The following is a 24,789-nucleotide window of genomic DNA, read 5'->3' on the forward strand; positions in this document are numbered from 1 at the left end:
CGTGGGCAGGGCGCAGGGGGGCGGCGCGGGGGAGGGCGGGATCGAAGACATTGGTCAGCGGCGGCGCAGCCTTCGGGTCGCCATGGAAGTATGCGCGCGCGTTCTGGGCCGCCACGGCGGGGGCCAGTTCATAGGCGCCCAGGCAGTACCAGGTCCGGATCCGCGTCGGCGGCACGCGCAGCTCGTCGTCCACGCGCGCCGTCGGCCAGTTGCCGTCCGGCGTGTCGGCGAAGGGCGCATAGGCCTGCGCGTCCCAGCTCTCCACCATGCCGAAGCCGCGGAACAGCCGCGCCACCGGATCGAAGTAGCCGTCGCGATAGGCGTAGCGCCGCGTGAATGACACCTGGGAGACCGCATCGGCGCTGCGCACCTCCGTGACCACCTGCACGGGGAAGGGCAGGCGCGTGGCCCAGGGGAGTCCGGCCCGCTTGTCCGCCAGATAGAAGCGCGTGGAGCTGGCGTACCGTAGCGTGGTGGTCGCGCCCAGGCCGTTGTCGGTCGACGCCAGCAGATAGGGCTTGCCGCCGGACTCGGGCGCGACGGGATCGGCGCACAGGTCGCAGGCCCAGTGTTCCACCTCTGGCGAGACGCGGGTGATGACGATGGCGGTCGTGCCGTTGCCGCGGATGTCGGCGAACGAGATCTGGTCGGTGGGCGACAGGCGCAGCGGCAGCGGCACGCGCAGCGGCGCCGAATAGCCGTTGCCGCTCTGGTTGCGGAACACCAGCAGATGGTCGACGGCGGCGTAGACGATGTCGGCGGCGCCGGAGCCGTCCACGTCGGCGAAATAGACGCGGGTCGCGGACATCGCGGCGCCGAACTGCGGCGCGCCGGCCAGCAGCCGGCGCTGGCCGTAGCGGCCGTGGCCCAGGCAAGGCCACACGGCCACTTCGCCGTTGCGGACCTGCACGCGGTGCGACAGCCCGTCACCGAACACGTCGGCGAAGACCACGCTGGTCTGCTCGGTGTTCGCCGTGGCGGCGGGAAAGCCGTCGGGGCGCAGCGCGCTGCGCGCCGGCCCGAAGCCGGCGGCGCCATGCGAGGGATAGTGGCGCAGTTCGGTGACGCCCGTGAACAGCAGGTCGGCCTTGCCGCCGCCGTTCAGGTCCACCGTCTCGGCCTGGCTGGCGCCGTACAGGGTGGGGATGGCGTCGAAGGGCTGGCGGCCGCTCCAGCCGCCATCGTCGCCATGCCGGTAGAAGCCCGTGGCGCTGCCGGCCGATACCAGCAGCTCCAGCTGGCCGTTGCTGTCCAGGTCGACCAGGGCCAGCGCGGGATCGGCCAGGTTGCCGCTGTCGGGGAAGCGCGCCGGCGCCATCGGCGCGCCGTAGCGGCCGTCGCCCAGCGGCTCGTAGTAGCGCGTGACGACGCCGTCGCTCTGCAGGAAGCCGGGCAGACCGGCGCCTTGCAGGTCCACGGGCTGGTAGGCGCCGGGCGCCAGGTAGCCGGGCAGGCCGGTCGCGCCCAGCACCCGCAGTGGCGCGAAGCGCGGCGCGGGCGGCGGGTTGAACGCGCTGAAGCCCCAGCGCATCGGCGGCACCGACAGTTCCTCGTAGGCGCCGTCGGCCAGCCGGCTGTAGCCGGTGGACAGCAGCGTGGACAGGCAGGACAGGTAGGGCGATTCGGCGTAGCCGAAGCGGACGCTGGCGTTCAGGCAGGGCAGGGCGCCCAGTTCGGTCGGAAAGTTCAGGAAAGTGAGCACGCCACGGCACAGGCGCCGGGTGCGGATCTCGAAACCGCTGCGGAAGCTGGAAAACGGGTCGGGCCGTTCGGTCCAGGCGCGCACCGGCGCATAGGGGTCGGCGCCGGGGCGCGACAGCCCGTCCAGCGTGTACTCGCCATAATCGAACACCAGTTCGTAGGCGTAGGCCTGGTCGGCTTGCGGAGCGGGAAAATAGTTGCCGTAGCGGATTTTCTCGATATATCGGTTGGTACCGCCTGTCGCGGCGTCGTCGTCGGTCTTGTAGCGGTATTGGGCGCGGTTGCCCTTGGCGTCGGCCACCTCTTCCAGCAGCCATTGGAATATCCGGCCGGGATCCGCCGGATCGTGGATCCGGGCCGAGGCGCTGACGCCATAAAGCGATTCGATGTTGTCGCTGCTGACCACGCGCCAGTGCGAAACCTGATCGTCCAGCGCTGTCCATTGCTCGATCAGGGGCAGGGCGGCATCGCGTTGCGGAATATAGGCCTGCACCCGCCAGGATTTTCCGGACGGCCCGGTTTCGGTGCGGACATCGGGGATCCAGCGGCCTGCGTTCCAATGCCCTTTTTCCACCAGCACGCCGGTTTCGCTGAATACCAGCACGTCCGCCCCGGTATAGGACGGCACGCCCGCCGCCGTGGAGCGGCTGATCGAGGCGATGGCGATCGACACGCCGGCGCCATACGGCCCATTGCCGCCGCCGGAGTCATAGTTCACGTGGAGCGCGGGCGTCAGCGCGCGGGCCTTGGGCACATTCAGCGCGATGCCCAGCGAGGCCGTGCCCGATGAACCCGGCGATTGCAGGTCCACCGCCAGCCCGCGCACTGCGCCGCCGCCTTTCGGCAGGGACAGGTCCGCCACACGTATGGTCGCCACGTCGTCACCTCTGATGCCAAGGGGAAAATCCCCGGGGTACCTGCGGTCGTGCCTAGCGCTGCGTAGTGAATTGTTTTTGGCGCAGGGCACACGGCTTTTGCGGGCGGCGGCCTCTGTCGCTGGCGGGCGGACGTAGTATGGAATGTCACCCTGTGGACGAGATGCGTAACTAGTGGTTCAGGAAGTTACGGGGTGAACACTAAATGCAAAAAATAAGCCGGTCAATTGGGGTTTCAAAAAAATCTGATATTCATGAATATGCATGAAATCGGCGTTGGGATGATTATGTCGTATGTGTCCGGATTATTTAAAAAGGTGTGGAGGATACTCTTTCATCCAGTGAATTAATAATCGAAAGAAAAATGCGCGATGAGGTTTGTTGAGACATTCCATGCTCGCGGGATAATCTCGAAAATCGTGCTTCTTATCGAAAATCCGATGGTTTCAGGCCGGCCGGCCGGCCGGACGGCGGGCGCGCAAGCGCCGCGGCCGGGGCAGGGCTGGAAGGCCCCGCGCCGGCCGCGGCGGGTATGGAATGTGGCGGGCGCCGTCCAGGCGCCCGCGGGGGGATGTCAGCGCAGTGAACGGTAGGTGTTGCCGCGTTGCGGATGGGTCAGGATCACCTGCCAGAGCTGGCCTTCGCGCGAGCGGAAGAAGCCGGCGCAACACATCAGGTAGTACTGCCACATGCGGTAGAAGCGCTTGCCGTAGCGTTCCTCCAGCTGCGGCCAGGCGCGCTGGAACCGGTCCCACCAGGCCATCAGCGTGCGATCGTAGTCGGCGCCGAAGTTGTGCCAGTCCTCGATGATGAAGCGGCCTTCGACGGCGGTGGATATCTCCACCGCCGAGGGCAGCTTGCCGTTGGGGAACACGTAGCGGTCGATCCAGGGATCGGTGCTCTGGCTGGTGGCGGCGATGCCGATGGTGTGCAGCAGGAAGATGCCTTCGGGGGCCATCAGTCGCTGCACGTTGGTGAAGTAGGTGTCGTAGTTCTTCGGGCCCACGTGTTCGAACATGCCCACCGACACGACCTTGTCGAAGCTGCCCTGCAGGTCGCGGTAGTCCTGCAGCAGCAGTTCCACCGGCAGGCCCTGCACGCGCTGCTGCGCCAGCGCCAGCTGTTCCTTGGACACGGTCACGCCGGTGACTTTCACGCCGTAGTTCTCGGCGGCGAACTTGGCCAGCCCGCCCCAGCCGCAGCCGATGTCCAGCAGCGTCTCGCCGGGCTTGAGGCGCAGCTTGCGGCAGATCATGTCGAGCTTGGCGTACTGCGCCTCTTCCAGCGTCGCGGCGTTTTCCCAATAGGCGCAGGAATAGATCATGCGGCTGTCGAGCATGGCCTCGAACACGTCGTTGCCGGCGTCGTAGTGCTGCTCGCCGACTTCGAAGGCGCGGCTCTTGGATTGCAGGTTGAACAGCTTGTGGCGCAGATGCTCGGCGATCAGCTTGACGCGCGCGATACCCATAGCGGCCGATCCCAGGTCGGCGCGCAGCAGGCGGGTGAACAGTTCGTCGAGCGCGTCACAGTCCCATTCGCCATCCATGTAGGACTCGCCCAGGCCCAGCGACCAGCTGGTGAAGACGCGCTCGTACATGTGCTTGTCATGTACCTGGATGTCCCAGGGACGCGAGCCGTTGAGCTGCACGTCGGCGCGGGCCAGCAGGTCCTGCAGCACGCGCGGCGGTTCGGGAGGAGGGGCGGCATGCTGGGCGGCGCCCAGCGGGGAAGCATGACGATCGTGATCGACGGAGGTGGGACTGCTTTGCTCCATGTGGACTCCATATCAATTCGGGGATGACTGATCTGGCAAGGCGTGAAGCTGGTTACTGTGGCCTGAAAGCGCGCGCGCATCCAATGCAATGATTGAATGGCGGCGATAGGCTGAACCAATCTTAACCACTATATCCTGCAACACAAGCCTCACAGGAATCTGAAAGTCCCTTGCGCCGCGTCGGGAAAAGGCGCGAGCGGGGCGGGCGTGCATCCGGCGCATCCGATAAGATACCGGCCATCTTCGCGATTTGGAGCGTATCGATGCAGCAAGCCAGCCTGGAACCCCGCCTGGAATATGTCACCTGCGCCAGTCCGGCCGGCCTGCACCGCATGGCCTATTGGGAATGGGGCGATCCGGCCAATGATCAGGTGCTGGTCTGCGTGCACGGCCTGACGCGTACCGGCCGCGATTTCGATGCGCTGGCGCGCCGGCTGGCGGGGCGTTATCGCGTAGTCTGCCCCGACGTGGTCGGACGCGGCCGTTCCGACTGGCTGGCCAATCCCGCGTTCTACACCGTGCCGCAGTACGCGGCGGACATGGTCACGCTGATCGCGCGCCTGAAGCCGGCGCGGCTGGCGTGGGTCGGCACGTCGATGGGGGGCTTGATCGGCATGGCGCTGTCGGGTTCGGCGGCGTTTTCACGCGCCGCGGCGGCCATGCGGCCGCATCCGGGCATGCCGTCGGCGCAGGAAGGGTTGCGTTTCGACCGCATGGTCCTGAATGACGTCGGCCCTAGGCTGGAGCTCGGCGCGCTGGCCCGCATCGGCCAGTACGTGGGCATGCCGCGCGAGTTCGATTCCTTCGATCAGGCGGTGGCCGCGATGCGCGCCGATTCCCTGCCGTTCGGGCCGCACAGCGACGAGCAATGGGCGCAGCTGGCCCGCTACGTCTATCCCGAGCAGGAGGGACGCTGGGTCAAGCACTACGACCTGGCGCTGGCGCAGCCGCTGGCCGCGCAGACCCCGCAGGAACTGGCAACGGGCGAGCAGCTGTTGTGGCAGTGCTATGTGGGCACGGACTGCCCGGTGCTGATCGTGCGCGGCGAACAGTCCGATTTGCTGACTACCGTCACCGTGGACGAGATGCTTCAGCGCAATCCGCGGGCGCGCGCGGTCGTGATGCCGGGCGTGGGCCACGCGCCCACGCTGATGTCGGACGCGCAGATCGAGCCGGTGGCCGCGTTCCTGCTGGACTGACACGACGGGCGGGGAAACGGGGACGCCGGCCGGCCCTGCTGGGCGGGCGGTGGCGCCGTCGGGCGCTGTGCAGCAATTTCCCGCTTCTCTACAATAGCCCCATGACCTCGCCCATCCTGAACATCGACCTGCATTGCCATTCCACCGTTTCGGACGGCGCGCTCGCGCCGCGCGAGGTGGCGGCGCGGGCGCATGCCAACGGCGTGGACGTCTGGGCCCTGACCGACCACGACGAGATCGGCGGACTGGCCGAGGCCGCCGGCGCCGCCCAGGAACTGGGCATGCGCTTCGCCACCGGGGTCGAGATCTCGGTCACCTGGGCCGGCCTGACTGTGCATATCGTGGGCCTGCGGTTCGACCCGTCCAATGTGGCGCTGGACCAAGGCCTGCGCAAGACCCGCGCCGGCCGCGCCGAGCGCGCCAAGCGCATCGGCGAGCGGCTGGCCGGCATGGGCATGCCCGGCGCCTACGAGGGCGCGCTGCCCTTCGCCGGCAATCCCGAGCTGATCAGCCGCACGCACTTCGCCCGCTACCTGGTCGAGGCCGGTTATTGCCCGGACGTGCAGACCGTCTTCAACAAGTACCTGGGCGACGATTGCGCCGGCCACGTGCCGATGCAATGGGCCACGCTGGCCGAGGCCGTGGGCTGGATACGCGGGGCCGGCGGGCGCGCCGTCATCGCGCACCCGGGCCGCTACAAGTACACGCCGCTGCAGTTCGCCGCGCTGTTCGACGAATTCATCGAGCTGGGCGGCGAGGGCATCGAAGTGAACACGGGCAGCCATACGGCCGATGAAGCCCGCAAATACGCCGACGTGGCGCGCCGCTATGGCTTCCTGGCCTCGCGCGGCTCGGACTTCCACAGCCCCAAGGAAAGCCGGATGGATCTCGGGCGCCTGCCCGCGCTGCCGCCGGACCTGAAGCCGGTCTGGCACGACTGGTTCTAGCGGGCGCACCGCGTCCGCCCCGCAACGCCATTGATCCTGATCGCGCCCATGCGGCGCCGCCGCCATGAATAAAGCCTTTGTCAAAGAATCCGACAACGATGACGACGACGACCTGCCGCAGGCCCAGGCCCTGCCGGCGGGCACCAAGAATTACATGACGCCCGATGGCTACGAGCGGCTGCGCGGCGAACTGACGCACCTGATGAACGTGGAGCGGCCCTCGGTGGTGCAGGTGGTGTCCTGGGCGGCGTCCAATGGCGACCGCTCCGAGAATGGCGATTATCTCTACGGCAAGAAGCGCCTGCGCGAGATCGACCGCCGCATGCGCTTCCTGACCAAGCGGCTGGACATCGCCGAAGTGGTCGATCCCGCCATCCAGCCCAACCGCGACCAGGTCTTTTTCGGCGCCACCGTGCTGTACTCGGACAAGGCCGGCGAGGACCACACCGTCACCATCGTCGGCGTGGACGAGGCCGAGCCGCTGGCCGGCAAGATCAGCTGGATCTCGCCCGTGGCGCGCGCGCTGATCAAGGCCAGGGAAGGCGACACCGTGGTGCTGCGCACGCCGGGCGGCATCGAGGAACTGGATATCCTGGAAGTGCGGTATCCGGGTTGATGCCCGCCGGGCATGCAGCAGCTGTGGCGCCCTTTTCGGGGGCGCCACAGGGAAGCGCAAGGTTGAGGGAGGTTTCTAGTGCTGGCTATACCGGCCAGACTGGAAGTCCTGGAAGGCCTGCACGATTTCCGCCTGCGTGTTCATCACGAACGGGCCGTAACCCACCACCGGCTCGTCGATCGGCTCGCCCGACAGCACCAGGAAGACGGCGTCGTTGTTGGCCTCGACCGTGATGTCCTCGCCGTCCCGCGAGAACAGCGCCAGCTGCGCGTCGCGCGCCACCGATGCGCCGTTGACCAGCAGCGTGCCGCGCAGCACCACCAGCATGCTGTTGCGGCCCGCGGCGAGCGGAAAATGCGCCGACTTGCCGGCCGCCAGCCGCACGTCCCACACATCCATCGGCGTATGGGTGCGCGCCGGCCCGGCGTGGCCCGCATAGCTGCCGGCGATCACGCGCAGCGTGCCGGCGCCGTCGGGCAGGTCCACGGACGGGATCTCGGCGGCCAGGATGCCCTGGTAGCCGGCCGGCCCCATCTTGTCCTTGGCGGGCAGGTTGACCCACAGCTGCACCATTTCCAGTTCGCCGCCCTGGCGCGTGAACGCGTCGGAATGGAATTCCTCGTGCAGGATGCCCGAGGCGGCAGTCATCCACTGCACGTCGCCGGGACCGATGACGCCGCCGTTGCCGGCGGAGTCGCGGTGCTCGACCTCGCCGCTGTAGACGATGGTCACGGTTTCGAAGCCGCGATGCGGGTGCTGGCCCACGCCGCGCGGACGCTCGGCCGGCTCGAAATGCGCCGGGCCGGCATAGTCCAGCAGCAGGAAGGGGCTGGTGGCCTTGTCCTTGTCGTTGTACGAAAACAGCGAGCGCACCGGAAAGCCGTCGCCCACCCAGTGGGGACGGGGGCTGGCGTGCAGGCCGAGGATCTTCTTCATGATGTCAGTTCCTGTTGCGCGGCCCCTGCGGGGCCGTTCGTCATGAGTAAGAAGATAAGGGCGGCCCGGGCATGGCGGTAGTGCCGCCGTTGGCAAGCACCGTTCCATCCATCGGACGATCACGGGCCGGCATCGCGCATCGGGCTTCCGGCGTCCGGCGTCCGGCGATCGGCATCCGCGAACGGCGCGCTATCCTTGCGGCATGAAAAAGACAGACAGCGCTCCTGCCGCCGAGCGGCCCGCCAGCCAGGCCGCGCGCCGTGCGCGGGACGGCGCGGCGCCGGCGGATGCGCTGGTCCTGCAAGGCTTCGCCCCGGTGACGGCGCCGCACGCCCGGGTGCTGGTGCTGGGCTCCATGCCCGGCGCCATCTCGCTGCGCCAGGGCCGCTATTACGCGCATCCGCGCAACGCATTCTGGCCGATCGCGGCCGAGATCCTGGGTTTCGATCCGGCGCTGGACTACGCCTCGCGGCTGGAGCAGTTGACGCGGGCGGGCGTGGCCTTGTGGGACGTGCTGCAAGGCTGCGAGCGCGAAGGCAGCCTGGACGCCGACATCCGCAACGCGGTGCCCAATGACTTCGCCGGTTTCCTGCGCGCGCATCCCGACCTGCGCCGCGTCTGCCTGAACGGCGGCAAGGCCGCCAGCCTGTTCCGGCGCCAGGTGCTGCCAGCGCTGCCGGCCGCGCTGGCGGGCCGGCTCGTCTGCCTGGACCTGCCGTCGACCAGCCCGGCGCATGCCGCCATCAGCTACGAGCAGAAGCTGGCCGCCTGGAGGCCCGGCTTGAGCCTGCCTGACGGGCAGGGCTGAACGCCCACGCCCGTTGCCTTTCCGGCAGGTGCCGGCCTGCCGCCGCCCGCCGCCGTCCGTGACCGTCACACGTCATCCGTCGCCCGTCGCCCGTCGCCCGTCGCCGGGCATTCGCGAGCGTCCACGTGCGTCCACGTGCGTCCAGGCGTGGCCGGACTGCGTTTTTCCCGCTATTCCGTCCCCGAATTGATCCAGGTCAACGCTCTATATAACTCCCGGTGATAAGTTAATTCCTACAACTAGCTGAAAGCACGGAGAAGCATATGCGTACCCCCCCAAGCCCCCCGGAAACCCCTCTCCCGGGCAAGCGAGGCTTCCTGAAGGGATTGCTCGGGCTGGGGGCCGCGGCCACCGTCATACCGATACACGCCGAGGCCATGCCCGGCATCAACGGCCAGCCGCCTCGGCGGCCGGGCATGGCCGGCAAGCGCTATGGCATGCTGGTGGACATGCGCAAGTGCATCGGCTGCCAGTCCTGTACGGTCAGCTGTTCGCTGGAGAACCAGCCGCCGATTGGGCAGTTCCGCACCACCGTGCTGCAGTACGAGGTCGTGCCCGACCAGGGGCAGGCCGCCATGGTCATGCTGCCGCGCCTGTGCAACCACTGCGACAACCCGCCCTGTGTGCCGGTCTGTCCGGTGCAAGCCACCTTCCAGCGCGAGGACGGCATCGTGCTGGTCGACAACGAGCGCTGCGTGGGCTGCGCCTACTGCGTGCAGGCCTGTCCGTATGACGCGCGCTTCATCAATCACGAGACCCAGACCGCCGACAAGTGCACGTTCTGCGAGCACCGGCTGGAGGTCGGCCTGCTGCCGGCCTGCGTGGAAAGCTGCGTGGGCGGCGCGCGCATCATCGGCGACCTGAACGATCCGGACAGCGCGATCTCGCGCCTGATGGCCGAGAACAAGGCCGACATCAAGGTGCTCAAGCCCGAGATGAAGACCGATCCGCACGTCTATTACATCGGGCTGCCCGACGCGTTCGTGCATCAGGTGGACGGGCAGGGCGGCGTGCGCCTGGCCGGCGGACATTGAGACGGGAAGGGGATTTTCATGCAGATTTCTGAATTGCTCACGCCGGTCTACGACGCCGCCTGGCTACCCTGGGCCGTGCAGTATTTCTTCCTGGTCGGCATCAGCGCCACGACGGCGCTGACGGCGGCCTTCGCGGCCTTTGGCCGGCCCGGCTCGCCGGCGCGGCGGCTGTTGCCCTCGGCGGTGGCGGTGCTGCTGGTCAGCGCCATCGCCGCGCCCATCTCGCTGCTGGCCGACCTGCACCAGCCGGGCCGCTTCTGGCATTTCTACGCGCATGCCACGCCCTGGTCGTGGATGTGGCTGGGCGCCTTGCTGCTGCCCTGCTTCGTGGGGCTGGCCGTGCTGTTCGGCGCGGCCTGGTGGTGGGGCCGCACGGGCCTGATGCGCCTGCTGGGCGTGGCGCTGGCCCTGTCGGCCGTGTCCATCCTGGTCTACACCGGCGCCGAGGTCATGGTGCTGCGCTCGCGGCCGCTGTGGCACACGGTGTTCCTGCCGGTGAACTTCGCGCTGACCGCCTGGCTGGGCGCGCTGGGCGCCATGTTCCTGGTGGCGCGCTGGCTGCCCGGCGGGCTCAAGGCGCTGCCGGTGGACATGCTGCGCCAGCTCAGCCTGAGCGCGGTGGTGCTGATGGCGCTGGGCGCGGGCGCCTGGGCCGTGCTGGGCCTGCTGGGCGTGGACCCGTCGTTCGAGGCCGCGCTGCGCCTGTTCCGCGAATTCCCGATCTGGCGCATCAGCCTGGCCGGCGCGGTCGCCACGGGCTTCTGCATCGTCGGCCTGCTGCAGAAGCCGGCCCGCGCGCTGGCCACGCCGCTGGCCTCGGGCGCGCTGGCGCTGACCATGCTGGCGGCGGCCTGGATCTTCCGCTGGGTGGTGTTCATGAGCGTGCAGGGCGTGCCCAAGTATGGCGCCGGCCTGTACCTGTACGACATGCCCTGGGGCAGCGACGGGCTGCTGGGCATGGCGGGCGTGCTGGGTCTGTGCGTGGCGCTGGTCGCGGCGGTGACTTACGCGCTGGAACTGTTCCCGGCCCGCGACCGCGGCGTGTCGGCCTGAGCCGGCGGCAGCAAGGATTGAGGAAAGAGTAGCTATGGACAAGCAACACGAAGACGACAAGACCGGCAAGCCCGGCATGGCGCAGGACGCGCCGGAATCGACCCAGGAACAGCCGCGCGACGAAGCCCGGCGCAAGCTGATGCTGCGCGGCGGCGTGGTGGCGGGCGGCATGGCCGCGTTCGCCGCCGGCTACGGCGAGACCGTGGTCAAGGCCGTCAAGGGCCTGGCGCAGGGCACGGCCGGCACGCCCACGGCGCATGCGGTGCGCGGCAATTCGCTGACGCCCGAGTTCCGCATCGACCCGGTCTCCGGCGTGCTGAGCGCCCAGCCGGGACAGACGGTCAGCCCGTCGAGCTGCCTGGGTTGCTGGACGCAATGCGGCGTGCGCCTGCGCGTGGACGCCAAGGAAAACCGCATCCTGCGCGTGGCCGGCAATCCCTATCATCCGCTGGCCACCACGCGCCCGGCCGCCATGGAAACGCCGGTGCGCGAGGTCTACGCGCAGCTGGGCGGCGACAACGGCCTGGAAGGCCGCGCCACGTCCTGTGCGCGCGGCTCGGCCATGCTGGAACAGCTGCACAGCCCGTATCGCGTGCTGCAGCCGCTCAAGCGCGTCGGCCCGCGCGGCGCCGGCAAGTGGCAGACCATCTCCTTCGAACAGCTGGTGCAGGAAGTGTGCGAGGGCGGCGACCTGTTCGGCGAGGGCCATGTGGACGGCCTGCGCGCGATCCACGACCGCGAGACGCCGCTGGATCCGGCCAACCCGGAGTACGGCGCCAAGGTCAACCAGTTCCTGTTCACCGACGCGTCGAACGAGGGCCGCACGCCGCTGATCCAGCGCTTCGCCGGCCAGTCCTTCGGCACGGTCAATTTTGGCAACCACGGTTCGTACTGCGGGCAGAGCTTCCGCGTGGGCGCGGGCGCCGCGCTGGGCGACCTGAAGGGCATGCCGCACGGCAAGCCGGATTGGGACAACGCGCGCTTCGGCCTGTTCATCGGCGCGGCGCCGGCCCAGGCCGGCAACCCGTTCCAGCGCCAGGCGCGGCAGCTGGCCGAAGCGCGCACGCGGCCGCAGGAAGAGGGCTTCCAGTATGTGGTGGTGTCGCCCGTGCTGCCGGCCTCGTCCAGCCTGTCGGCCGGTTCGGGCAATGAATGGGTGCCGGTCAACCCGGCCAGCGACCTGGCGCTGGCGATGGGCCTGATCCGCTGGATCCTGGACAACGAGCGCCACGACGCGCGCGCGCTGGCCCAGCCCGGCCCGCAGGCCATGAAGGCGGCCGGCGAGGCGGCCTGGACCAATTCCACCCACCTGGTGGTGGCCGAACCCGGCCATCCGCGCATGGGCAGCTTCCTGCGCGGCGCCGACCTCGGTTGGGCCAAGCCGGCCGACGCCGACGAGAAATGGGAAGACGTGTATGTGGTGCGCCTGGCCGACGGCACGCTGGCGCCGCACACCGTCGCGGCCGAGGCGCAGCTGTATGTCGAGGACGCCGTGGCGGCGCCCGGCCTGGATGGCGCGCCCGGCGCGCTGGCCGTGCGCAGCGCCCTGTGGCTGCTGCGCGAGGAAGCGCGTCGCAAGACGCTGGACGAGTACGCCGCGCTCTGCGGCGTGCCGGCGGACAAGATCGCCGAGCTGGCCAAGCGCTTCACCAGCTATGGCAAGCGCGCCGTGGCCGATGCCCACGGCGGCACGATGAGCGGCGCAGGCTTCTACACCGCCTATGCCATCGCCATGCTCAACACGCTGGTCGGCAACCTGAACGTGGAGGGCGGGCTGGTGCTGGACGCCGGTCCGTTCCCGCCCTATGGCGCGGGCCCGCGCTACAACATCGCCGGCTTCGCCAACCGCGCCACGCCCAAGGGCGTGGGCCTGTCGCGCAATCGTTTCCCCTACGAGAAGTCGAGCGAGTTCAAGCGCAAGAAGGCGGCGGGCCAGCCGGCCTATCCGGCCGCCGCGCCCTGGTATCCGGCCACCGGCGGACTCAGCTCGGAAATGCTGGCCTCGGCGCTGGCGGGCTACCCGTACCGCGCCAAGGTCTGGTTCAACCACATGAGCAATCCGGTCTACGGCATCGCGGGCTTTCGCCAGGCCCTGGCCGACAAGCTCAAGGATCCGCGCGCGCTGCCGCTGGCCGTCTCGATCAATCCGTTCATCAACGAGACCAGCGCGCTGGCCGACTACATCGTGCCGGACACCGTGACCTATGAAAGCTGGGGCATGTCCGCGCCCTGGGCCGACGTGATCGCCAAGGCCTCCACCGTGCGCTGGCCCGCCGTGCAGCCGCGCGTGGCGCGCACCGCCACGGACGAGCCGGTGTGCCTGGAAACCTTCCTGATCGCCTGTGCCAAGCGCCTGGGCATGCCGGGCTTCGGCGCCGGCGCCATCACGGACAAGGACGGCGCCAAGTACGCGCTGGACACGCCCGAGGACTTCTTCCTGCGCGGCATGGCCAACATCGCCTACGCCGCCGGCAAGCCCGTGCCCGAGGCCAGCGACGACGACATGGCGCTGACCGGCGTGGACCGCTACGCCGCGCTGCTGCAGGCCAAGCTCAAGCCGGGCGAATGGCGCCAGGTGGCGATGCTGATGAGCCGGGGCGGGCGCTTCGACCGCATGCAGGACGCCTGGACCGAGGCCGGCCAGACGCGCCAGGCCTGGGCCAAGCCGCTGCAGGTCTGGAGCGAGGAGCTGGCGGGCTTCCGCCACGCCATGACCGGCGAGCGCTACAGCGGCTGCCCGACCTGGTACCCGGCGCGCCTGGCCGACGGCCGCGACGTGCGCGCCGAATATCCGCGCCAGGACTGGCCCTTCCTGCTCAGCTCCTTCAAGTCCAACCTGATGAGTTCGATCTCGATCGGCGTGGACCGGCTGCGCCAGGTGCATCCGCACAACCCCGTGTCGATCAACCGCCAGGATGGCGAGCGGCTGGGGCTGCGCAACGGCGACAAGGTCCGCATCGTCACGCCGGGCGGGTCGGTGATCGGGCTGGCGCTGCTGCGCGACGGCATCCAGCCGGGCGCGGTGGGCATCGAGCATGGCTACGGGCATACCGAGCTGGGCGCGCGCGAGCACGTGGTCGACGGCAAGGCCATGCCGCATAACCCGGCGCTGGCCGCCGGCGTGAACCTGAACGACCTGGGCTTCGGCGATCCCACGCGCGGCGCGCATGCCAACGTGTGGATCGACTGGGTATCGGGCGCGGCGGTGCGGCAGGGCTTGCCGGCCAGGATCGAGCGCGTCTAGACGGATCTGTTGGTTCGTTCATGAGTACAGGCGCCGCCCGCGTGGGCGGCGCCTGTTTTCGTTCTCACCCGGTTTCTTGGCGGCGCCAGCCCGCGTCAATCCGCGCTAGCAGCAGCTGATCACGACGCTTCTTAGCCAGCAAAGCGCCGGATCGGAATCGCGCCTGCCGTGCCATGCCTGCTGGAATGAGAATGACGGCAGATCGAAGGGCGGCTTGAACTGTCTCAAGGCCTTGCCCGCGGCGACTTTCGCCAGGGCGCGGCTGGCAACCGTCAGGATCAGGTCGGTCCCGGCCAGCACTTCCGTCGATGCGCTCCAGTGTGGCAGCGTCAGGGCGACATGCCGGCGCATGCCTTGGGCCTTCAGCGCGGCGTCGATCTCGTTTTCGGCGTCGGGCCGCATCGCGACCAGGACGTGGGGGCGCTCCAGCCATTGCGGCAACGGCAGGTCGCCCTTGGGGGGCTGCGATCGCCGGTCGGCAACGCTGACGAAGTGTTCCTCGAACAGCGTCTCGCGCTTGATGTCGCCGGGCGCGTCCGGAAAGACGCCCAGCGCCAGGTCGATTTCCCCGTCGGCCAGTTGCGCCAGCATGGCCTCGCGGCTGGCCTGGCTGATGGCCAGGTCTATCCCGGGCGCCTGGGCGCGCAGCCGGCGCAGCAGCGGCGGCAGCAGCAGGTGCGCCGCATAGTCGGACAGCGCGAGGCGAAAGCGGCGCACCGCCAGCGAGGCGTCGAATTCGCCCTGGTGCAACAGCGCGTTGAGTTGCCCGAGCGCTGCTTCCAGCGGTTGCTGCAGTTCCCGCGCGCGCGGCGTCAGGGCCATGCCGCCGCCCTGACGCGTCAGCAGCGGATCCTGGAAGATGTCGCGCAGCTGCGCCAGCGCGTGGCTCACCGCCGGCTGGCTTTTGTACAGGCGCAATGCGGCGCGGGTGACGTGTTTTTCCGCCAGGAGCGCCTGGAGCGTCAACAGCAGGTTGAGGTCGATGCGGCGAAGATCATCCATCCCACGAATAATATATGTGCAGAATTAGAATTTCCATTCGGCATGAGAATGGATCACGATGAAGTCCTTGCTGATTTCATTGGAGCGCCTGCCATGAACGGGTCCTTGTCTCTTTCCAGTCTTTTATCCATGGCCGTTGCCTTGCTGGCCGGCGCCGCCGTGCCCTTCCAGGGCGGCAGCAATGCCGCGCTGGGGCGCATGCTGGGTCATCCGCTATGGGCCACGCTGGCGTCGCTGCTCGTCAGCATGGTGGTGGTCTTGCCGCTGCTGTTCGTCATGCGGGTGCCGGCGCCCACGGTCGGCGCGGCGGTCCAGGGGCCGGCATGGCTGTGGCTGGGCGGCGTCGCCGGCGTGGCCTATCTGACGGCGGCGCTGGTGTTGACGCCCAAGCTGGGCGCGGCCAGCTTCATCGTCAGCGTGATGGCGGGGCAGATGCTGGCGTCGCTGGTGATCGACCATTTCGGTCTGATGGGATTGGCGCCCAAGCCCATCGCGCTGGGGCGTCTGGTGGGCGTGGGGTTGATCCTGGTCGGGGCGGGCATCGTGCAGGCGCACAGCGTTGCCGCCCCGCCGCCGATTGCGGGTTCAGTTCCGGTGGAACAGCGCTGAGAACCGTATCAGGCAGGTCGCGCTTGTTTCCCGGCCTGTCGCATGCCTGGACCGATTTCCCGATGCAACGCGTCGTTCGACGGCCCTCGGACAGATCTATCACGACCTGTTGCGAGTTCCCTGGCCGCTCAACCGTCTGTCCAGGAATGCCAAGCCAAGCGCGGCCACGCCCAGCGCCACGCCGATCCAGCCCACCGAGGGCAGGCCATGGCCCAGGCTGAGCGGCAGGCCCGCGAGCAGCGGCGCAAGCGTCAGGCCGGCCTGAAAGGCGGATGAGTTCGTGGCTCCCGCGAGCATCGGCGCATCTGGCGCCAAGGTGTAGACGCGAACCCAGACCGCCGGGTTCAGCAGGAAGCCCGCCAGGCCGAGGAGGAATACCAGTGCGATGGCGGTTTCCCGATGCGAGGCAAACAGCGCCATGGCAGCGGACGCGAGGATCAGGCCGACGGTTCCCGTGACGAGCGTGCGGAACGGGTGGCGATCGGCGGTTCGGCCTCCAATCGTCAGCCCGACGAAGGCGCCGACGCCGAACAGGGTCAGCACGGCGGGCAGCCAGGCGGCGGCGACACCGCTCACGTCCAGCAGCAGGGCACCCAGGTAGCCGAACGTTCCCATGTAGGCCGCCGTGGTGACCATGGTCGTGGCATAGGCCACCCAAAGAGCGGGACGCTGCATGGCACGCAGTTCCGTGCCCAGGTCCGGCACGGCGGCCTGGCCGGGCGTCTTTGCCGGCAGCGCGGCCAGGCCGGCCACCGCGGATATCGCCGTCACCGCCACCACCGCCCAGAAGCCGCCGCGCCAGCCGGCCGCATCGCTGATGAATGTGCCGACGGGTCCGCCGATGACCATGGCGGCGGTCAAGCCGCTGACGACGATGGCAAGCGCCTTGGCGCGCCGATCGGGCGGCGAGAGCTGCACGGCCATTGCCGCCGCGACCGCCCAGAAGCAGGCATAGGCCAGGCCCATCGCGAAACGGGCGGCCAGGATGGGCCAGTAGCCTTGCGCCAGCAGGCTGACTATCGTCGCGGCCATGAAGGCCATCTGGCTGAGGAACAGGGTGCGGCGGCCGGGCCAGCGCAGCGCCATAATGGCAAATGGAGGCCCGCCAATCAGCGCGCCCACCGCGAACGCAGAGATCAATGCGCCCGCGGCCGGCAGCGTGATGCGCAGATCGGCCGCGATCATCGGGAGTATGCCTCCCATCAGAAACTCGGCACTGCCCATTGCAAACAGGCTGAGGGCAAGCAGATGGACTGATAGCGGGATGGCCCGCGCCGCGCCGGTCCCGGTCCGGGCCTGCCTTGCCGTTGCGTCCGTCGATATCATTTCCCTTCCTTTCGATTGCGGAGATCCGAATGCGCAGGCATGATAGAAGTTGAAGTCAACTTCAAGTCAAGCGACGCCTCATGGATATCTCGGAAGTTGCCCGGCGCACGGGCCTGCCTGCCTCCACCTTGCGGTTCTACGAGAAGAAAGGCCTGATCACGGCGGTCAGCCAGGCGGGCGAGCGACGGCGTTTCGCGCCCGACGTGCTGGATCAGCTGGCCTTGATTGCGCTCGGACAGGCCGGAGGGCTGTCGCTGGACGAGATCAGCGCCATGCTGCCAGTCGATGGGAGCCCTCGGGTGGACAGACAGGTGTTGCTGGCCAAGGCGGACCAGATCGACGCGACCATCAAGCGCCTGCGCGCGATGAGCCAGGGTCTGCGTCATGCCGCCGAATGCCCGGCCGCCAACCACGCGCAATGCCCGACGTTTCAGCGCCTGCTCAAGGCCGCCGCGGGCAGATCCAGGCACGCCAGGGCGGCGGCCCAGGGCGCGTTCACGTCGAGAGTTGCCTAGCGCATCAGCATCGCCACGAGTACCGCGGCGATGTACAGCGCGACGCCGTAGTACAGGTGCGCGATGACGCCCTGGCGGCGCGCCGCCCAGGGATCCGGCGCGCGCGCACAGAGCACGCCCATGCCGAACGCGGGAACCACGATGAAGAAGGGCACCGCGAGCGTGAGCAGGCCCGCTCCGATCGCGGCCAGCCACGTCGGATCGGCAACCCAGCCCGCGCCGCCGCCGAGCAGGATGGGCAGGAAGCCGAACGCTGCGCCCAGCGCGTAATGCGCGATCCAGCCGATGATCTTCTCGCCGGGAATCGGCGGCGAGGCGAAGATCGGCTTGTGCAGGAACTGCCCGCGCGCCATGTGTCCGATCCAGCGGCCGACGACGTCGAAGCCGTAGTTCGGCACCTTGAATGCCTTTTCCAGGAACACCGCCCAAAGATCCGACAGGGCCGTGGCGATCAGGCCGATGAGTACGCCTGCGATGATCATGCTGCCCATATGGCTTTTCTTTCCGCTGCTTGAATGGATGGCTATTATCAACCCTGCACGGTTCCTCCATCCCTACTCATTCCCACGGGCAGGAAACACAGCAATGAAGAAAGTCATGATCGTGACCGGCGCCAGCCGGGGCATCGGCGCCGCCGTCGCCGCGCTCGCGGCCGCGCGCGGTTATGCCGTGTGCGTGAACTACAAGTCGCGCGCCGATCGCGCGCAGGCGGTGGTCGACGCGATCCGCGCGAAGGGCGGCACCGCCGTCGCCGTGGGCGCGGATGTGTCGACCGAAGCCGGCATCCTGGCGCTGTTCAGCGCCACGGACCGCGAGCTGGGGCCCGTCGCCGCGCTGGTGAACAACGCCGGCATCCTGGAAACCCAGATGCGGGTGGAGCAGATGGACGCCGCGCGGCTGCAGCGCATCATGCAGGCCAATGTGGTCGGCCCCTTCCTGTGCGCCCGCGAGGCGGTGCGCCGGATGTCCACGCGGCACGCCGGCGCGGGCGGCGTCATCGTCAATGTGTCCTCGGCCGCCGCGCGCCTGGGTTCTCCTGGCGAATACGTGGACTATGCGGCGTCCAAGGGCGCGCTCGACACCATGACCATCGGGCTGGCCAAGGAGGTCGGCGCCGAGGGCATACGCGTCAACGCCGTGCGCCCCGGGTCCATATACACGGAGATCCATGCCAGCGGCGGCGAGCCGGACCGTGTCGACCGCGTGGCCGCGCGCGTGCCGATGGGCCGGGGCGGACGCGTCGAGGAAATCGCCGCCGCGGTGCTGTGGCTCTGCTCGGACGAAGCGACCTACGCCAATGGCGCCATCCTCGACGTGAGCGGCGGAATCTGACCATGGACCCCAGCCTCGAAGACCTGCGCCGCTACGCCGTCGCCCGCAGCCTGTTCACCCCGACCACGCTGCCGGCGGCGATCCGCCGCCTGGGCTTCGTGCAGGCCGATCCGATCCGCGCCCCGGCGCGGGCGCAGGACCTGACGCTGCGCCACCGCGTCAAGGACTACCGCGCCGGCGATCTGGAAAGCCGCTATGCGCGCCTGGCGATCGATGAGGACTGCCTGGTCAACTACGGTTTCCTGCCGCGCGAGCACCTGGTCCTGATGCATCCGCGCCAGGCGCGCAAGGCCTGGAGCGCCGAGACGCGGCGCAAGGCGGCCGATGTGCTGGACTTCGTGCGGGCGCGCGGCGCGGTGCATCCGCGCGAGGTCGATCAGCACTTCGCGCATGGGCGCGTGAAGAATTACTGGGGCGGCTCGAGCAACGCCAGCACGCAGCTGCTCGACGACATGCACTATCGCGGCCTGTTGCGGGTGAAGCGGCGCGACAGCGGCACGCGCGTCTACGAGGCGGTGGCGCATCCGCCCGCCGAGGACGGCCCGGCCGCCAGCGCCCGGCGCGCGCAGGCCCTGGTCGATCTGGTCGTGCGCAAGTACGCGCCGTTGCCGGCCGCCAGCCTGACCTATCTGGCGCGCCTGCTTGGCTACGGCGCGCCGCAGCTGGCGGCGCCGATCCAGGCGGCGTTGCGGCGCGCGCGCGAACAGCTGGCGAGCTGCCGCATCGACGGCACCGTCTGGTACTGGCCCGCCGACGAGAATCCGCGCTCGCGCCGCTACGCGTTCGACGAGCGGCTGCGGCTGCTTGCTCCCTTCGATCCCGTGGTCTGGGACCGGCGCCGCTTCACGCTGTTCTGGGATTGGACGTACAAGTTCGAGGCCTACACGCCGCCGGCCCGGCGTCAGTTCGGCTACTACGCGCTGCCGATGCTCTGGCAGGGCCGGGTGATCGGCTGGGCCAATCTGCCGGCGCGCGACGGCCGCGTGGAGCCGGCGTTCGGCTATGTGGCCGGCGCGGCGCCCAGGGGCGCAGCCTTCCGCGGCGCGCTGGACGAGGAATTGCAGCGCATGGTGCAGTTCCTCGCGGCGCGCTGATGCCGTCGGGTCCTGATGCCGTTGCCGGCTACTGCGCGTCGTTCGCTCAGGCGATGGCGCCGTAGATCCGGCGCGCGTCGGCCGCGTTGGCTAGCGGACGGCCCAGGGCGCGCGCGCCTTCGGCCGCCTGCCGCACCAGCGCGGCGTTGTCCGGCGCGATGGCGCCGTCGCGCAGCTTCAGGTTGTTCTCGAAGCCCACGCGCATGTGGCCGCCGAAGGCCGCCGCGGTCGTGACGCAGGCGTTCTCTTCCGGCCCGAAGGCGCAGACGGCCCAGGGCAGCGCATGGTCGCTGGCGGCCAGGAAAGGCAGCAGATCGTGGGCGGACGAGGTCTGTCCCGCGCTGTAGCGGCCCAGCACGAACAGCACCGACCAGGCGCCGGCCGGCGCCAGTCCGCGCTGGCGCAGCGCTTGCCAGCGGCGCACGTCGGCCTCGTCGTACAGGATGATCTGGGTCAGCACGCGGCGCTCGGCCAGCCATGCCAGGAAGGCCGCCAGCTCGCTTTCCGGGATCTCTGGCACGGCGATCTCGCGCAGGCCGACGGAGACGGCCTCGGGCGCCAGTTCGCGCACCATCGCCATCTGTTCGGCGGCGCGGTAGACGCCGGCGGCCTCGCTGGTCACCTGCACCAGCAGCTCGTCGCCCACCGCCTTGCGCACCGCGGCCAGCGCGTCGCGATAGGCCTGGGCGTCCAGCAGGTGGCGGCCGTCCGGGCGGCGCACGTGCATGTGCATCATGGCCGCGCCGGCGTCCAGGCAGGCGCGCGCCTCGCGGCCCAGCGCCTCGGCCGTCAGCGGCACGGCGGGATGGTCGGCGGCCTGCTTGTAGGCGCCGTTGGGCGCCACGGTGATGATGACGGGGGATTCGGCCAGCGGCAGGCGCGGCGCCTGCGGCTTGGGGGCGGTGGCGGCGGTCATGGCTGGATCTCCGGCAGTTCGGGCGCGATCAGGTCCAGGCCGGCGCGCAGCAGCCGGGCGTAGCGCGCGCGCTCGGCGGCGATGGTCTCGGGCGTCCAGGCGTAGAAGCCTTCGCCGGCCTTCATGCCATGGCGGCCGTCGGCGGCGCGCTCGGCCAGGCAGCGCGCCGGGCGGTCCGAGTTGCAGAACGTGGGGTACATGGTGGCGCCGGCGGCCGCGTGCACCTCGATGCCGGCGTGGTCGCGCTGCATGACCGGGCCGGCCGCCAGGAAGCGGAAGCCGAAGCCGAAGCGCACCGCCGCGTCCACGTCCTCGGGCGAGGCGATGCCGCGATCGATCAGGTCGAAGGCCTCGCGCGACAGCGCGTGCTGCAGGCGGTTGGCCAGGAAGCCCGGCAGGTCCTGCCGCACCTTCACCGGCACGCTGCCGCAGCGCTTCATGAAGGCGATCAGCGCGTCGGCGCAGGCTTCGTCGCTGGCGTCGGCCATCACCACTTCCACCAGCGGCACCAGGTGCGCCGGCATGAAGAAGTGCAGGCCCAGCATGCGCTCGCGCGTGTCCAGTCCCTGGCCGATGGCGCTGATCGGGAAGCTGGAGCTGTTGCTGGCCAGGATGGCGTCGGGGCGCGCGCGGCGCGCCAGGTCGGCGAACAGGGCCTGCTTGATGTCGAGCCGTTCGGGGATGCACTCGATCACCAGGTCGACGCTGGCCCAGTCCACCTGGTCCAGGCCGGCCGTCACGGCCAGGCGCGGCAGGTTGGCCTCGCGGCCGATCTGGGCCAGGTTCTCGCCGACCCGTTGCGGCAGCGCGGCGGCGCGGTCCGGGTTGGATTCGATCACCGTCGTGCGGCACGACGCGCGCGTCAGCACCACGGCCACGTCGGCCCCCATGGTGCCGCCGCCCACCACCACCGCATGCGCCGCGCCCGGATTGGGCAGCGCCTTGGCGTCCATCTGCATGGCTTGCTCCTAGTCTGTCCTGGCGCCGCTTGCGCCACTGCAATGGGGGCCGAGTGTAGAGAAGCTTGTTTGATTGATGAATCAGATTTTTTGGATAGAATGATCTTTAAATTCGATCAATAGGGCGGGCGAGGGCGGACATGCAGATCAACCTGTCGATGCGCGACATCGACACCACGCTGGTGCTGGGCCGCACGCTGAACTTCCGGCAGGCGGCGGCGCAGCTGCACCTGTCGCAGTCGGCGCTGTCGACCCAGGTGCAGCGCATCGAGGACGCGCTGGGCGTGCGCCTGTTCGACCGCACCACGCGCACCGTGCGCCTGACGGCGGCGGGCGAGGTCTTCATGCAGCAGGCCGCCTCGCTGCAGGCGGCGTTCCGCGACGCCATCGCCGCCGTCAGCGGCATCGCCAGCGTGGAGCAGGGGCAGGTGTCGGTGGCGGCGCTGCCGTCGCTGGCCGCGCGCCTGCTGCCGCGCGTGCTGATGGCGTATCGCCAGGCCCATCCGCAGGTGGCGCTGAAAGTGCGCGACACGCTGTCGGGCCCGGCCTTCGACCTGGTGCGCGCCGGCGAGGTGGACTTCGCGCTGACGGCGGCCGACCCGCAGCAGGCCGACCTGCACTACGTGCCGCTGATGTCAGACAGCTTCCTGCTGCTGATCCCCGAGGCGCATCCGCTGGCCAAGGCGCGCGGCCCGCTGCGCTGGGCCGACACGGCTGGCGCCGAGCACGTGTCCATGGTGCATCCGAGCAGCGTGCGCCAGTACACCGAATGGGCTTTCCTGCAGAACCGCATCCGCTTCACGCCGGCCTTCGAGGCCGAGCACCTGACCACCATCGTCTCCATGGTGGAATGCGGTTTCGGCGTGGCGGCGCTGCCCGAGATCGCGGCGGGCGCGGTGGCGCAGAACGGCATCGTGCAGCGTCCGCTGATCGGGCCGGTGGCCGAGCGCTCGATCGGGCTGGTCACCTCGCGCAGCCGCAGCCTGTCGCCGGCGGCGATGGCGCTGGTGCGCACGTTGCGCGAGTATCTAGCCGCGCAGCCGCGCTAGCGCGCTGGCTCGACGTGGATTTGGTGGCGGTGTCCCTCCGGGACAGCACGTCGGGAGCCGTTGACAGCGCGAATGGCCGTCCAGCTCAAGGCTGCGCGCGCGCCTGCTCCGCCGCCAGGTAGGCGTCCCGCGATGGCAGCAGGTGGTCGCGGCAGAGCGCCATCAGGGCGTCGCGGTCGCCATCGCGCAGGGCGTGGATCATGGCCCAGTGCTCCTGGCGCGCGCGTTCGCGATAGCCGGGCGATGCCAGCGAGCCGAAGCGGATGGGATGGGTGCGGCGCGCGTATTCCTCGATGGCCTGGCCCAGCACCGCGTTGTCCAGCAGGCCGAAGAGCTCGCGATGAAAACGCTGGTTGCTGCGGAACACGCGGCGCGCGTCGCCGTCGGCGACCGCCGCATCGTGTTCGCGCTGCACGGCCACCAGCGCCGCCAGCCGCGCCTGCGGCACGGGCAGCGGGATCTGGCTGGCGGCATGCACCTCCAGCACTTGTCGCAGCGCGTACAGCTCCATGACCTCGCGCGCCGAGAAGGCACGCACCACCGCGCCGATATTGCGCTTCTTCTCCACCGCGCCCAGCGTTTCCAGTTCTGCCAGGATCTGGCGCACCGCGTGGCGCTTGAGGCCGAAGCGCTCCATCAGCTCGTCCTCGGTCAGGCGCTGGCGCGGATGCAGCCGGCCGAAGACGATGTCCTCTTCCAGTTCGGCCTGGGCGTCCGCGAGCGCGTCGGCGGCGGGTTCTGCGTGGTCGTCGGGGGAGATGGCGTTCATGATCGGCGGTCGGGCTGGGGGTTCGGGCGGTGACGTTCGGGCTGTGGTGCTCGGGCTGTGATCTAGGCGCGTGCAGCGGGTTGGCGCGGGCCGGCCACTACGGCTTGGGCACGGTGTCGCGGGTGGCGCCGGCGCGCAGGAAGTCGAAATCCACGCCCTGGTCGGCCTGCGTCACGGTCTGCATGAAGAGCTTGCGGTAGCCGCGCTCGGCCGTGGGCCGCGCGACGGGCGCGGCCGCCATGCGGCGCGCCAGCTCGGCGTCCTCGACCAGCAGCGCGATCTCGCGGCGCGCCACCGACAGGCGGATGCGGTCGCCATTCTGCACATAGGCCAGCGGCCCGCCGATGGCGGCCTCGGGCGTGACGTGCAGCACGATGGTGCCGGCCGCCGTGCCGCTCATGCGGCCGTCCGAGATGCGCACCATGTCCTTGACGCCGGCGCGCGCCAGCTTCCTGGGGATCGGCATGTAGCCGGCCTCGGGCATGCCGGGCGCTCCGGTCGGGCCGATGCGCTTGAGCACCAGGATGTCCTGGGCGGTCACGTCCAGCGCTTCGTCGTCGATGCGGCGGGCCATGTCCTCGGCGTCCTCGAACACCACCGCGCGGCCTTCGTGTTCCATCAGCGCCGGGTTGGCGGCCGACTGCTTGATGATGGCGCCGCCGGGCGCCAGGTTGCCGCGCAGCACGGCCAGCCCGCCCACCGGATAGATGGGCGCGGCCGGGCTGCGGATCACGTCCTGGGGGAAGGGCGCGGGCGCGTCGTCCAGCTCCTCGCCCAGCGTGCGGCCCGAGACCGTCAGCGCGTCCAGGTGCAGCAGCGGCCGCAGCTCGCGCAGCAGCGCGGGCATGCCGCCGGCGTGGTGGAAGTCTTCCATGTAGTGCTGGCCCGAGGGCTTCAGGTCCACCAGCACCGGCGTTTCGCGGCTCATGCGGTCCAGGCCGGCCAGGTCGATGTCGATGCCCAGGCGGCCGGCGATGGCGGTCAGGTGGACGATGCCGTTGGTCGAGCCGCCGATGGCCAGCAGCACGCGC

General features: G+C 69.6%; 22 protein-coding genes. 12 read left to right on the plus strand and 10 right to left on the minus strand.

What is annotated here, in order from left to right:
- The coding region (locus tag KDH83_RS15710; protein WP_349291635.1) for a SpvB/TcaC N-terminal domain-containing protein at positions 1–2,578 on the minus strand (2,578 nt) is incomplete at its 3' end.
- 572 nt (positions 2,579–3,150) lie between these two features.
- Positions 3,151–4,350 (minus strand): cyclopropane fatty acyl phospholipid synthase, encoded by a 1,200-nt coding sequence (gene cfa / locus KDH83_RS15715; RefSeq protein WP_212317494.1) that lies wholly within the window; start codon positions 4,348–4,350, stop codon positions 3,151–3,153.
- 263 nt (positions 4,351–4,613) lie between these two features.
- Between cfa and KDH83_RS15720 the strand changes: the two genes are divergently transcribed.
- The 3 genes from KDH83_RS15720 (at position 4,614) to greB (ending at position 7,112) form a co-directional block, all read left to right on the plus strand.
- Positions 4,614–5,549: an alpha/beta hydrolase gene (locus KDH83_RS15720; RefSeq protein WP_212317495.1), complete on the plus strand. Its 936-nt coding sequence runs from the start codon at positions 4,614–4,616 to the stop codon at positions 5,547–5,549.
- Between the two features lie 101 nt (positions 5,550–5,650).
- Positions 5,651–6,496 (plus strand): 3',5'-nucleoside bisphosphate phosphatase, encoded by an 846-nt coding sequence (locus tag KDH83_RS15725; protein WP_212317497.1) that lies wholly within the window; start codon positions 5,651–5,653, stop codon positions 6,494–6,496.
- Positions 6,497–6,560: 64 nt separating this feature from the next.
- Entirely contained in the window at positions 6,561–7,112 is a 552-nt protein-coding gene (greB, locus tag KDH83_RS15730; RefSeq protein ID WP_212317499.1) for a transcription elongation factor GreB, read from the plus strand.
- A gap of 75 nt (positions 7,113–7,187) precedes the next feature.
- On the opposite strand, the gene KDH83_RS15735 is transcribed toward greB, so the two are convergent.
- The gene (locus KDH83_RS15735; protein ID WP_212317501.1) at positions 7,188–8,048 is read right to left on the minus strand and encodes a pirin family protein; all 861 of its coding nucleotides are present in this window, start codon (positions 8,046–8,048) and stop codon (positions 7,188–7,190) included.
- Positions 8,049–8,250: 202 nt separating this feature from the next.
- On the opposite strand from KDH83_RS15735, the gene KDH83_RS15740 reads away from it, so the two are divergent.
- The 4 genes from KDH83_RS15740 to KDH83_RS15755 all read left to right on the plus strand — a co-directional run bounded on the left by KDH83_RS15740 (position 8,251) and on the right by KDH83_RS15755 (position 14,187).
- Positions 8,251–8,856 (plus strand): DNA-deoxyinosine glycosylase, encoded by a 606-nt coding sequence (locus KDH83_RS15740; RefSeq protein ID WP_212317509.1) that lies wholly within the window; start codon positions 8,251–8,253, stop codon positions 8,854–8,856.
- Positions 8,857–9,119: 263 nt separating this feature from the next.
- Complete coding sequence (gene dsrO, locus KDH83_RS15745; protein WP_212317511.1) at positions 9,120–9,890, plus strand: sulfate reduction electron transfer complex DsrMKJOP subunit DsrO; 771 nt, start codon at positions 9,120–9,122, stop codon at positions 9,888–9,890.
- Between the two features lie 18 nt (positions 9,891–9,908).
- Entirely contained in the window at positions 9,909–10,943 is a 1,035-nt protein-coding gene (nrfD, locus tag KDH83_RS15750) for an NrfD/PsrC family molybdoenzyme membrane anchor subunit (RefSeq protein ID WP_212317513.1), read from the plus strand.
- Positions 10,944–11,019: 76 nt separating this feature from the next.
- On the plus strand, positions 11,020–14,187 hold the full coding sequence (locus tag KDH83_RS15755; RefSeq protein ID WP_212317545.1) for a tetrathionate reductase subunit A: 3,168 nt from the start codon (positions 11,020–11,022) through the stop codon (positions 14,185–14,187).
- Between the two features lie 105 nt (positions 14,188–14,292).
- On the opposite strand, the gene KDH83_RS15760 is transcribed toward KDH83_RS15755, so the two are convergent.
- A complete protein-coding gene (locus KDH83_RS15760; RefSeq protein WP_212317515.1) occupies positions 14,293–15,189 on the minus strand; it encodes a LysR family transcriptional regulator in 897 nt (298 codons plus the stop codon).
- Between the two features lie 93 nt (positions 15,190–15,282).
- Between KDH83_RS15760 and KDH83_RS15765 the strand changes: the two genes are divergently transcribed.
- A complete protein-coding gene (locus KDH83_RS15765) occupies positions 15,283–15,798 on the plus strand; it encodes a DMT family transporter (RefSeq protein WP_212317517.1) in 516 nt (171 codons plus the stop codon).
- Positions 15,799–15,897: 99 nt separating this feature from the next.
- Here KDH83_RS15765 and KDH83_RS15770 read toward each other — a convergent pair whose 3' ends face one another.
- Complete coding sequence (locus tag KDH83_RS15770) at positions 15,898–17,124, minus strand: MFS transporter (protein ID WP_212317519.1); 1,227 nt, start codon at positions 17,122–17,124, stop codon at positions 15,898–15,900.
- Positions 17,125–17,204: 80 nt separating this feature from the next.
- Here KDH83_RS15770 and KDH83_RS15775 point away from each other — a divergent pair, with 80 nt between their 5' ends.
- A complete protein-coding gene (locus tag KDH83_RS15775; protein ID WP_212317521.1) occupies positions 17,205–17,639 on the plus strand; it encodes a helix-turn-helix domain-containing protein in 435 nt (144 codons plus the stop codon).
- Here the strand turns inward: KDH83_RS15775 and KDH83_RS15780 are convergent.
- A complete protein-coding gene (locus KDH83_RS15780) occupies positions 17,636–18,130 on the minus strand; it encodes a DUF2938 family protein (RefSeq protein WP_212317523.1) in 495 nt (164 codons plus the stop codon). The genes KDH83_RS15775 and KDH83_RS15780 overlap by 4 nt on opposite strands.
- A gap of 94 nt (positions 18,131–18,224) precedes the next feature.
- Here KDH83_RS15780 and KDH83_RS15785 point away from each other — a divergent pair, with 94 nt between their 5' ends.
- Both KDH83_RS15785 and KDH83_RS15790 read left to right on the plus strand, forming a co-directional pair.
- Positions 18,225–18,971 (plus strand): SDR family oxidoreductase, encoded by a 747-nt coding sequence (locus tag KDH83_RS15785; protein WP_212317525.1) that lies wholly within the window; start codon positions 18,225–18,227, stop codon positions 18,969–18,971.
- Positions 18,968–20,065, plus strand: a complete 1,098-nt coding sequence (locus tag KDH83_RS15790; protein ID WP_212317547.1) for a crosslink repair DNA glycosylase YcaQ family protein — start codon at positions 18,968–18,970, stop codon at positions 20,063–20,065. The genes KDH83_RS15785 and KDH83_RS15790 overlap by 4 nt, the downstream gene beginning before the upstream one ends.
- 46 nt (positions 20,066–20,111) lie before the next feature.
- On the opposite strand, the gene KDH83_RS15795 is transcribed toward KDH83_RS15790, so the two are convergent.
- A complete protein-coding gene (locus tag KDH83_RS15795; RefSeq protein WP_212317527.1) occupies positions 20,112–20,981 on the minus strand; it encodes a 3-keto-5-aminohexanoate cleavage protein in 870 nt (289 codons plus the stop codon).
- On the minus strand, positions 20,978–21,940 hold the full coding sequence (locus KDH83_RS15800; protein WP_212317536.1) for a 3-hydroxyacyl-CoA dehydrogenase NAD-binding domain-containing protein: 963 nt from the start codon (positions 21,938–21,940) through the stop codon (positions 20,978–20,980). The genes KDH83_RS15795 and KDH83_RS15800 overlap by 4 nt, the downstream gene beginning before the upstream one ends.
- Before the next feature lie 140 nt (positions 21,941–22,080).
- On the opposite strand from KDH83_RS15800, the gene KDH83_RS15805 reads away from it, so the two are divergent.
- Entirely contained in the window at positions 22,081–22,989 is a 909-nt protein-coding gene (locus KDH83_RS15805) for a LysR family transcriptional regulator (RefSeq protein ID WP_212317538.1), read from the plus strand.
- Between the two features lie 85 nt (positions 22,990–23,074).
- Here KDH83_RS15805 and KDH83_RS15810 read toward each other — a convergent pair whose 3' ends face one another.
- Positions 23,075–23,758 carry a GntR family transcriptional regulator gene (locus KDH83_RS15810; RefSeq protein ID WP_212317540.1) on the minus strand — a complete coding sequence of 228 codons (684 nt, stop codon included), beginning with the start codon at positions 23,756–23,758 and terminating at the stop codon, positions 23,075–23,077.
- 97 nt (positions 23,759–23,855) lie between these two features.
- Positions 23,856–24,789: dihydroxy-acid dehydratase (locus tag KDH83_RS15815; protein WP_212317543.1), on the minus strand; the 934-nt coding region annotated here is incomplete at its 5' end.

This window comes from Achromobacter sp. Marseille-Q0513 (genome assembly GCF_018195695.1).
Taxonomy (GTDB): Bacteria; Pseudomonadota; Gammaproteobacteria; order Burkholderiales; family Burkholderiaceae_B; genus Achromobacter.